We start from the raw sequence: 4,670 nt of genomic DNA on the forward strand, positions 1-4,670 counted from the left end.
TGCGCTTCTCGGTTCCGCGGCTGTTGCCGGGGCGCCCGTCGTTATTCAGCAGAGGCAGAAGGCCTCGACGGTATTCCGTCGAGGCCTCCGCTTGGCAACTCGGGCGTGTTCAGCCGAAGCGGCCCGAGATGTAGTCTTCGGTCTCCTTGCGCACCGGATTGGAGAAAATCCCGGTGGTGGCCCCGACCTCGACCAGTTCACCCGGTTGACCGGTGGCGGCCAGGTTGAAGAAGGCCGTCTGGTCACTGACCCGGGCGGCCTGCTGCATATTGTGGGTGACGATGACGATCGTGTATTCGGTCTTGAGCTCGTTGATCAGATCCTCGATCGCGAGCGTGGAGATCGGGTCGAGGGCCGAGCAGGGCTCGTCCATCAACAGCACCTGCGGAGAGACCGCGATAGCGCGGGCGATGCAGAGCCGCTGCTGCTGTCCGCCGGACAGGGCCGCGCCGGGCTTGTTCAACCGGTCTTTGACCTCATCCCACAGGTTCGCTCCGCGCAGGCTGGTCTCAGCAACTTCATCCAGTCGCGCCCGGTCGCGGACGCCCGACAGCTTCAATCCGGCCACGACGTTGTCGCGGATAGACATCGTCGGAAACGGGTTGGGCCGCTGAAAGACCATGCCGACAGTGGTGCGAACACCCACCGGGTCGACGTTCTTGGCATACAGGTCGAGGTCGTCGAGCAGCACTTCGCCGGTGGCGTAGGCGCCCGGCGTCACCTCATGCATGCGGTTGAGGGTGCGCAGCACCGTCGACTTGCCGCAGCCGGACGGCCCGATGAAGGAGGTGACCGACTTCGGGGCGATGGACAGCGAAACATCCTTGACCGCGTGGAAGTCGCCGTAGTAGATGTTCAGTTCGTTCAGAGTGAGGCTCTTAGCCATGGGTCGTGCTTCCTTTGTGTTGTACGTCAGCGGCTAGCGGGCGGTTTTGGTACCGGTGAACCGCGCCAGGACCCGCGCACCGACGTAGACGATCGCGACCAAGATGACGAGGGTGAGGGCAGCGCCCCATACCGTCTCGTACCCGGACGGACCGCTGTTGTAGTTCTGGAGCATCATGAGCGGCAACGTCTGCTGATTTCCCTCAAACGGATTCCAGTTCATCGCGCGGGTCGCGCCGACCAGAATCAGCACCGGGGCAGACTCGCCCATCACGCGCGCCACTGCCAGCATGATGCCGGTGATGATGCCGCCCATCGCGGTCGGCAGCACCACGCGCAGGATCGTCTTCCACTTGGGAACCCCCAACGCATAGGACGCCTCGCGCAGTTCATTGGGCACGATTTTGAGCATCTCTTCGGTAGACCGGACCACCAGTGGCACCATCAGCAGCACGAGGGCCAGCGCGACGACGAACCCCGAGCGGGGCAAATCGAACGTGGTCCGCCAGACAGCGAAAATGAACAACGCAGCGACGATCGACGGCACCCCGGAGAGGACGTCGACCATGAAGGTGGTGATCTTCACCAGCCGGTTGTTCTGGTCGGCGTACTCGATCAGCAGTACCGCCACTAGCACGCCCAGCGGCACCGAGATGATCGCGGCCACCAGGGTCTGGATCAGCGTGCCGATGATGGCGTTCGCCGCCCCCCCGAAGCGCTCGGATCCAGTCCACCATTGGGCGTCGAGAACCGGGCCGATCCCGTTGGCGACCAGCGTCCACACCAGCCAGCCCAGCGGGAGCACCGCGAGGGCGACCGACGCAGTCACCAGCACGCGCGCCAGACCGTCGGTGATTCTGCGCCGCGGAGAGGCGGCGGTCAAATGCTCCAGGCCACTCGGTTGCGTCGTTGTTGCAGTCATATCAGGCACCCCTTCGGGCGATCACCGCGCGCGCCGCAGCGTTCACGATGAAGGTGAGGACGAAGAGCACCAGCCCGGCCGAGATGTACGCACCGGTTTTGGCCGGGGTGTCGAACTCGGACGCATTGTTGGCGATGACGGTCGCAAACGTCTGGCCGCTCTCCATCAGGTTGAAGTTGATCGGACCAACGGTGGAGATGATCAGCAGCAGGGCCATCGTCTCGCCCAGCGCGCGCCCCAAGCCCAGCATCGAACCGCTGATGTAGCCGGAGAAACCGAACGGCAGCACCGCGGTCCGCACCACCTCCCACTTCGTCGCACCGAGGGCCAGAGCGGCCTCCCGCTGCGCAAGTGGAGTTTTGGCGAAGACCTCGCGGGTCACCGCGGTGATCACTGGCAGGATCATCACCGCAAGCACAATGCCTGCGGTGAGGAGTGTGCCGCCGGTGGACATGTTGGCCGCGTTCTGCGGAGGCTGAAAGAACGGCAGGAACCCGAGGTTGTCGACAAGCCACTGATTGACCCCGACCAGGGCCGGCCCGAGGACCAGGATGCCCCAGAGGCCGTACACGATCGACGGCACCGCAGCCAGCAGATCCACCACGTAGGTGATCGGCCCGGCGATGCGCGGACGGGCGTATTCGGTCACAAAGACCGCAATGCCCAGGGCCACCGGCATCGCGATCACCAGGGCGATCACCGATACCAGCACGGTCGCGTAGAACTGCGCCGGAATGCCGAACTTGAGTTCTGCCCCGGACACGTCCCAGGTGCCCTGGTAGGTGAAAAAGTTGACGCTATTCTTCAGCAGCGACGGGATGGCTGTGATCAGCAGGAACACGGCAATCAGGCCGATGGCCGCCGAGACCAGCAGACCCGATCCGGTGGCCAGCACACGCATGACGCGGTCGCCCACCCGAGACACTGACTTCAGACCGCTGCCAGCCGATCCGGGGGGTGCGGTGGGGACGCTAGGCGGCGGCGGCGGCCGATCGCCCGACTGCGTCGTTCGAATCGTCATTTCGGGGACAGTCACAGGGCGTCAATCGACGCGCGCAGGGTCGTCGCATACGCCTGCGGCAGTGGGACGAAGCCGAGCGCGGCCAGACCTTCTTGGCCCTTGTCCAGGATGGTGTCGAACGACTCCTTGATCGCCGTACCGGTCGCCGCGTCGGCGTAGCCCGCCGAGCAGACCACCGAGTACGGGGTCAGCAGCAACGGGTAGGCGCCTGGCTGGTTCAGGGTGTACAGCGCGTCGGTGTCGACGACGAGGTCCTTGCTTCCCGGGGTTTTGAACTTGATGGCGTCCACCGCGACGCCGGCGGTGTCCGCGGTCAGGGCGACCGGACCCGATCCGAAGTCGATATCGACGACGCCGAGATCGTTCTCGGTGGCAAAGCCCCACTCGACGTACGTGATCGAGCCTGGGGTCTTCTTCACGGTGTCGCCGACGCCGGTCGACTTGGCCGCACCCGAGCCGCCCTGGCCAGCCCATTCCTTGCTCGGGTCATGTGGCCAGTCCTGCGGTGCCGCATTCTTCAAGTAGCGGGTGAAGTTGTCGGTGGTGCCCGAGCTGTCCGAGCGGTGGACCGGCACGATCGCCGTATCCGGGAGCGTGACGCCCGGGTTCAGTGCGGCAATCGTCGGATCGTTCCACTTGCTGATTTTCGAGTCGAAGATCTGCGCCAGCGTCGCCGCGTTCAGATTCAACTTGTCGACGCCGGGAATGTTGTAGGCAATGGCCACCGGACCGATGACCATCGGCAGGTGCCACGCATCGTTGCCATTGCAACGGGCCTTGGCCTGCGCGATCTCGTCGCCCTTGAGCGCCGAATCAGTGCCAGCGAAGTCAACGTCGCCCTGGATGAACTTCTTGACGCCTGCGCCAGAACCGGAGCCGGTGTAGTCCAGGACGGCGCCTCCGTTGTCGGTGAGAACGTCGGCGAAGTGCGTCATTGCCTTCTGTTGGGCGGTGGATCCCTCACCGGTGATGGTGGCGCCGGAGCCCGAGCCTCCACAGGCAGAGAGCAGCAGACCGGCCGATACCGTCGCAGAGATGAGGGCGGCGACGCGGGTGGTGGGGTTCAAGAGCGCAGACATTGCGGCAAACCTTTCGATATCTTCGTCAACTAGTGCTGAAGGTATCGGCGCTCGATGGAGCGCAACGAACGCGAAAGTGTCCGAAATGCGAACGCTGGCGGTCTACGCAGTGCTCCCGCGTGAAGAACTAGCGGTAGGCGACGTCGCTCGTGTGCATCGCGAAACCCAGGCCGCGGTACGTGGCGAGCGCGGCTGTGTTGTCGCCTTCGACGTACAGCTCCACCTCGCCCAGGCCGCGGTCGGCGAGATGGTGCAGCCCGACCACGGTCAGCAGGGTGCCCAAGCCGCGGCCCTGGGCGGCCGGATCGACGCCCACCACGTACACCTCGCCGAGCGCGTCGGGGCCCTTCTCGCCCGCCGGATGCACCTTGGTCCAGTGCAACCCCAATAACCGATTCGGATCGGTGCGATCGACGGCCAGGAACAGCCCGGCCGGGTCGAACCAATCCGCGCCGGTGCGCTCGTCGATCTGCGCCTGCGTCCACCCGCCCTGCTCCGGGTGCCAGCTAAACGCGGCATTGTTGACCCGCAAGATCTCGGCATCGTCGCCTGGCCCGCGATAGGTGCGCAGCACGACATCGTCGCGCGCGCGCAGCGGTGGCAGCACCGGGGCCTCGGCGGTCAGCGGTCGACGCAGTTGCAGCAGTTCCCGTACTCGGCGCAGATCGAGTTTCGCAGCCAGCCCGGCGGCGCCCGGCAGGTCACCGTGCGCCCATAATTGCGGTGCGGCGCCAGCGCCAGCGCGGCGCCCCTCGGCCAGGGC

Annotated in this window: 5 protein-coding genes; all 5 read right to left on the reverse strand. The window is 65.4% G+C overall.

Going from position 1 to position 4,670, the window contains the following annotated elements; all coding sequences use genetic code 11:
• Positions 1-109 precede the first annotated feature (109 nt).
• Positions 110-886, reverse strand: a complete 777-nt coding sequence (gene pstB, locus WAW85_RS14265) for a phosphate ABC transporter ATP-binding protein PstB (RefSeq protein ID WP_422560256.1) — start codon at positions 884-886, stop codon at positions 110-112.
• A 33-nt stretch (positions 887-919) separates the two neighbouring features.
• A complete protein-coding gene (pstA, locus tag WAW85_RS14270) occupies positions 920-1,807 on the reverse strand; it encodes a phosphate ABC transporter permease PstA (RefSeq protein WP_422560257.1) in 888 nt (295 codons plus the stop codon).
• 1 nt (position 1,808) lies between these two features.
• Positions 1,809-2,828 carry a phosphate ABC transporter permease subunit PstC gene (gene pstC, locus WAW85_RS14275; protein ID WP_422560258.1) on the reverse strand — a complete coding sequence of 340 codons (1,020 nt, stop codon included), beginning with the start codon at positions 2,826-2,828 and terminating at the stop codon, positions 1,809-1,811.
• 11 nt (positions 2,829-2,839) lie between these two features.
• Entirely contained in the window at positions 2,840-3,907 is a 1,068-nt protein-coding gene (gene pstS / locus WAW85_RS14280; RefSeq protein WP_422560259.1) for a phosphate ABC transporter substrate-binding protein PstS, read from the reverse strand.
• A gap of 127 nt (positions 3,908-4,034) precedes the next feature.
• A partial coding sequence (gene mshD, locus WAW85_RS14285; protein WP_422560260.1) for a mycothiol synthase occupies positions 4,035-4,670 on the reverse strand: 636 nt, incomplete at its 5' end.

The sequence above is a fragment of the Gordonia sp. (in: high G+C Gram-positive bacteria) genome, assembly GCF_049299075.1.
GTDB lineage: Bacteria > Actinomycetota > Actinomycetes > Mycobacteriales > Mycobacteriaceae > Gordonia.

Excerpts from the sequence above, each read along its gene's own strand:
- pstB (WP_422560256.1), bottom strand. The coding sequence starts at position 886 with ATGGCTAAGAGCCTCACTCTGAACGAACTGAACATCTACTACGGCGAC.
- pstA (WP_422560257.1), bottom strand. The coding sequence starts at position 1,807 with ATGACTGCAACAACGACGCAACCGAGTGGCCTGGAGCATTTGACCGCC.
- pstC (WP_422560258.1), bottom strand. The coding sequence starts at position 2,828 with ATGACGATTCGAACGACGCAGTCGGGCGATCGGCCGCCGCCGCCGCCT.
- pstS (WP_422560259.1), bottom strand. The coding sequence starts at position 3,907 with ATGTCTGCGCTCTTGAACCCCACCACCCGCGTCGCCGCCCTCATCTCT.